Raw genomic sequence first — 4,760 nt, 5'->3', positions numbered from 1 at the left:
ACCTGGAACACATCGCCGGCGCGGAGGTAATCGATCACCTTGCCCACGCCGTCGGTGAAGCGCGCGGGCGCATCCTCGCCCACCTCTGCCGGCGGCTGCCAGGCCGGCAGCGGCGGCAACTCGCGGGCGGCGTCCAGGTCGGCCAGCAGGGTCTGCAGCAGTGCGGCGTGGTCGGTTTCGCACACGGCGTGGTACTGGCCCAGCACGCGGTCGTGCAGCACCGCCGCGGGGCAGCGCAGGGCCAATGCGCTGGGCAGCCCGTCGGCGCGCGCGGGCAACTGCAGTACGGTTTCGATCTGCCCGGCCAGTTCGTAGTCCAGCATCAGCGCCCAGCCGCCACGGAACGGCAGCTGGATCTCCTCGCGGGGCTGGCGCAGCGCCGCCCACTGTGCGTCCAGCACGTCCAGGAAGCTGCCCGGGTGGGCCACGCCTGCGGCATCGCGAACGACGCCGTCCGCGTGCAGCGCGAGCGCCTGCCCGTCGCCCATCAGCAGCAGGTCCCAGCGGCCCTGCGCGGTGCCCGAGGCGGTGGACTCCATCAGCAGCGGATAGCGCGACGGCGCCACGCGCTGCAGCGCGAGCAGGTCGGTGGTGGCGGGCAGCGGATGGGTCAGCAGCATGGCGGGGAACCGGAAGGTGCGGGAGGGCCAGATACACCAAGGCCGCCAAGATGGCGGCCCGGATGCGGGTACGGCAGTGCGTCGATCAGACGCGCTTGAACACCAGCGTGCCGTTGGTGCCGCCGAAGCCGAAGCCGTTGGACATCACCACGTCGACCTTGGCCTGGCGTGCTTCGTTGGGCACGTAATCCAGGTCGCAGCCTTCGCCCGGCTGGTGCAGGTTGATGGTCGGCGGAATCACGTTGTCGCGCAGGGCCAGCACCGAGAAGATCGCTTCGACGCCACCGGCGGCACCGAGCAGGTGGCCGGTCATCGACTTGGTCGAGCTGACCATCATCTTGTAGGCGTGGTCGCCGAAGGCGGCCTTCATGGCCATGGTTTCACCGAGGTCGCCCAGCGGAGTCGAGGTGCCATGCGCGTTGAGGTAGCCGATCTGCTCCGGGGTTACGCCGGCGTCCTTCATGGCCATGACCATGCAGCGCGCGGCACCTTCGCCGTTCTCGCTCGGCGCGGTCATGTGGTACGCGTCGGAGCTGGCGCCGAAACCGGCCAGTTCGCAGTAGATCTTCGCGCCACGCGCCTTGGCGTGTTCGTACTCTTCCAGGATCAGGATGCCGGCACCGTCGCCCAGCACGAAGCCGTCGCGGTCCTTGTCCCACGGCCGCGAAGCCGCTTCGGGATCATCGTTGCGGGTACTCATGGCCTTCATCGCGCAGAAGCCGCCCAGGGCGGTCGGCGAGGAGCCGCGCTCGGCACCACCGGCCACCATCACGTCCGCATCGCCGTACTGGATCATGCGCATGGCGGTGCCGATGGAATGGTTCGAGGTGGCGCAGGCCGACACCGCCGAGAACGACGGGCCCTTCAGGCCGCTGATGATGCTCAGCTGGCCGGGCAACATGTTGATGATGGTCTTGGGCACGTAGAAGGGCGAGATCTTCTTGCCCTCATGGAACTCGATGGTCTGCTCTTCGATGCCGAGCAGGCCGCCGATGCCGGCACCGACGATCGCGCCGATGCGCTCGGCATTGGCGTCGGTGATCTCCAGACCAGAGTCGTGCAGCGCCATGAACGCTGCGCCCAACCCGTAATGGATGAACGGGTCCATCTTCTTGGCATCCTTGCCGCTGACCCGGTACTTGCCGAACAGTGCATTGTCGGCGGTGATGTCAAATCCCTTGACCTCACCTGCAATTTTGGTGGTGAACCGTTCCAGGTAGCTGTCGGCAACGTTGGTCAGCGCAGCGATGCCCGAACGGCCTTCGCTGATGCCCTTCCAACTGGTGTCCAGATCATTGCCAAGGGGCGAGACCATGCCCATGCCGGTGACGACGACGCGACGCTTCATTGCTGATTCTCCTGGCCCGTGGTTCACGGGTATGACGCGGTGTAACGCTCAAATGCACAGGGCCGCAAGTGCGGCCCCATGGGATTGCCGCGCGCGGCCGGGGCAGGTGCCGCCGCCGCGCGCAAGCCGCCTGACATCAAGCCTTGACGTGGGCGTTGATGTAGTCGATTGCAGCCTGGACGGTGCTGATCTTCTCGGCTTCTTCGTCCGGGATTTCGCACTCGAACTCTTCTTCCAGCGCCATCACCAGTTCAACGGTGTCCAGCGAGTCAGCGCCCAGGTCATCGACGAACGATGCGCTGTTGGTGACTTCTTCTTCCTTGACGCCAAGCTGTTCGACGACGATTTTCTTGACGCGTTCTTCGATGGTGCTCATTGGATATCGCTCCAGATGGAGTAGTGGTTCAAAAATGACGCCATCCGATGTCGGATGACCGTGGGATAGTGTAGTGGAAACCGACGATGCCTTGCATTGCTGCAAAACATCTTTCAGATCAACCACTTGCGGCGCGATCCGTGCGCCACATGCTTACGGCATGTACATGCCGCCGTTCACATGGAGGGTTTCGCCGGTGATGTAGCTGGCCGAGGGACCGGCCAGGAACGCCACCGCGTTGGCGATGTCGGACGGTTCACCCAGGCGTTCCAGGGCGATCGTCTTGACCAGGCCGGTGCGCTGTTCCTCCGGCAGGGCCTTGGTCATGTCGGTGTCGATGAAGCCGGGGGCGACCACATTGACGGTAATGCCGCGCGAGCCGATTTCCTTGGCCAGCGACTTGGAGAAGGCAATGATGCCGGCCTTGGCGGCGGCATAGTTGGCCTGGCCGGCATTGCCGGTCACGCCGATCACCGAGGCGATGTTGATGATGCGTCCCTTGCGGGCCTTCATCATGCCGCGGATGACCGCCTTGGAGGTGCGGAACACGCTGGTCAGGTTGGTGTCGAGAATGGCCTGCCAGTCCTCGTCCTTCATGCGCAGCAGCAGGTTGTCGCGGGTGATGCCGGCGTTGTTGACCAGGATGCTGATGGCGCCAAACTCCTTGGCGATCCCGTCCAGCACGGTCTCCAGCGCGGCGGCGTCGGTGACGTTCAGCGCGCGGCCGTGGCCACCCACGGCAGCCAGGCGTTCGCCGATGCCGGCGGCACCGGCGTCGGTGGTGGCGGTGCCGATGACGGTCGCGCCCTGCGCGGCCAGTGCGTCGGCAATGGCGGCGCCGATGCCACGGCTGGCGCCGGTCACCAGTGCGATTTCACCCTGAAGGGGCTTGCTCATCTGTAGTTCCTCGAACGGGACCGGTCCACGCGCCAGGCCGGGGCCGGGCGACGCGAAGCCAGTCAAAGGATCAGGCGGCCCAGGTTTCGCGGGCTGCCTCGAAATCGGCGGGCGTGGACAGTGTGCGCGCGTCCAGCGATTTGTCGATGCGCTTGATCAATCCGGTCAGGACCTTGCCCGGGCCGCACTCGGCAACGCGGGTGACGCCACGGGCGGCCAGCGCCTGCACGCACCCGGTCCACTGGACGGGCAGGTAGAGCTGCTGGACCAGGGCCTGGGCGATGGCGTCGACGCCGTCGTGGATGCGGGCGTCGACGTTCTGCACGACCGGCAGCGCGGGGGCGCGCCAGTCCAGGCCGGCCATGGTTTCAGCCAGGCGGTTGGCGGCTTCGCGCATGAGCGGGGGGTGCGAGGGGACGCTGACGGCGAGCTTGACGGCCTTGCGCACGCCCTTTTCGGCGAGCAGGGCCAGGGCACGGTCGACGGCGGCGGCATCGCCACCGATGACGATCTGGCCGGGCGAGTTGTAGTTGGCGGGCACGACGACCTGGCTGCCGGCGGCCTGTTCGCAGACCTCCTGGACCAGGGCGTCTTCGGCGCCGAGGACGGCGGCCATGGCGCCGACGCCGGCAGGGGCGGCTTCCTGCATGAGCTGGCCACGCAGGCGCACCAGGTGGGCACCGTCGCGCAGGGTCAGGGCGCCGGCGGCAACGAGGGCGGTGTACTCGCCCAGGCTGTGGCCGGCCAGCACGGCCGGGGTGGCGCCGCCGACGGCATTCCAGACGCGCCAGACGCCGATGCTGGCGGCCAGCAGGGCGGGCTGGGTGAATTCGGTGCGGTTGAGCATTTCCTCGGGGCCGCCCTGCGACAGCGCCCACAGGTCGACGCCGGCGCCATCGGAGGCCTCGGTGAAGGCCTCGCGGACCTGCGGGTGCAGCTCAGCCAGTTCGGCGAGCATGCCCAGCGACTGCGAGCCCTGGCCGGGGAACACGAATGCGAGATTGGAATCGGTCACGCGGTCATCCGCCTGCAAAAATCGAACGGCGAATGATAAGGGGGAATACCGCCCTCCGTCTGTACTGACGCGTATGTGACGGTTGGGTTTTGGCCGCTTTTGAGCGCAAGCATGGAGCCAGGGCAGTCAGTTACTGTCTTGGAGAGGGCTGGGGTGGGTGAGGCCGCGGGGCACGCTGCAAGTACGTCCGTGTAAGCTCCGCCACCGCATCCATGCGGTGGAGGGCCCCGCAACCTCACCCACCCCAACCCTTCCAGACATGGCTGGTGCGCAACGTAGATCAAGAGCGGGGCAGCGGCCTGCTTTGGGGTTGGGAGGTGCCGAGCATGGCTCGGCACTACCCCTCTTCGCTCTCACGGGCGGGGCTGCTCTGCTGAGGCTCAGCAACGCTGAGACGAAGTGCCGTTGATTGCCTATGCCCGCCCGGAATCTGTCGGGGGTCGGCGTGGGTGGGTTGGCGGGACCGTTGGGCGCCATGGATGGCGCCCACGAGCCCCCATGGAT

The 4,760-nt window shown here is 67.0% G+C and carries 4 protein-coding genes and 1 pseudogene; all 5 read right to left on the bottom strand.

The window, feature by feature from the left end; translation table 11 throughout:
• A pseudogene (locus DBR34_RS01925) lies at positions 1-620 on the bottom strand (aminodeoxychorismate synthase, component I); the annotation flags it as partial.
• An 85-nt stretch (positions 621-705) separates the two neighbouring features.
• Complete coding sequence (gene fabF / locus DBR34_RS01920; RefSeq protein ID WP_128095493.1) at positions 706-1,968, bottom strand: beta-ketoacyl-ACP synthase II; 1,263 nt, start codon at positions 1,966-1,968, stop codon at positions 706-708.
• A 136-nt stretch (positions 1,969-2,104) separates the two neighbouring features.
• On the bottom strand, positions 2,105-2,344 hold the full coding sequence (gene acpP / locus DBR34_RS01915) for an acyl carrier protein (RefSeq protein WP_017357544.1): 240 nt from the start codon (positions 2,342-2,344) through the stop codon (positions 2,105-2,107).
• Positions 2,345-2,497: 153 nt separating this feature from the next.
• Positions 2,498-3,241: a 3-oxoacyl-ACP reductase FabG gene (gene fabG / locus DBR34_RS01910; protein ID WP_128095492.1), complete on the bottom strand. Its 744-nt coding sequence runs from the start codon at positions 3,239-3,241 to the stop codon at positions 2,498-2,500.
• 70 nt (positions 3,242-3,311) lie between these two features.
• Positions 3,312-4,256 (bottom strand): ACP S-malonyltransferase, encoded by a 945-nt coding sequence (gene fabD / locus DBR34_RS01905; RefSeq protein ID WP_128095491.1) that lies wholly within the window; start codon positions 4,254-4,256, stop codon positions 3,312-3,314.
• Between the last annotated feature and the right edge of the window lie 504 nt (positions 4,257-4,760).

This window comes from Stenotrophomonas sp. HMWF003, assembly GCF_003061285.1.
Taxonomy (GTDB): Bacteria; Pseudomonadota; Gammaproteobacteria; order Xanthomonadales; family Xanthomonadaceae; genus Stenotrophomonas; species Stenotrophomonas maltophilia_AP.
Note: the sequence above shows the minus strand (reverse complement) of the source record. Positions and strands in the feature narration are given on the sequence as shown.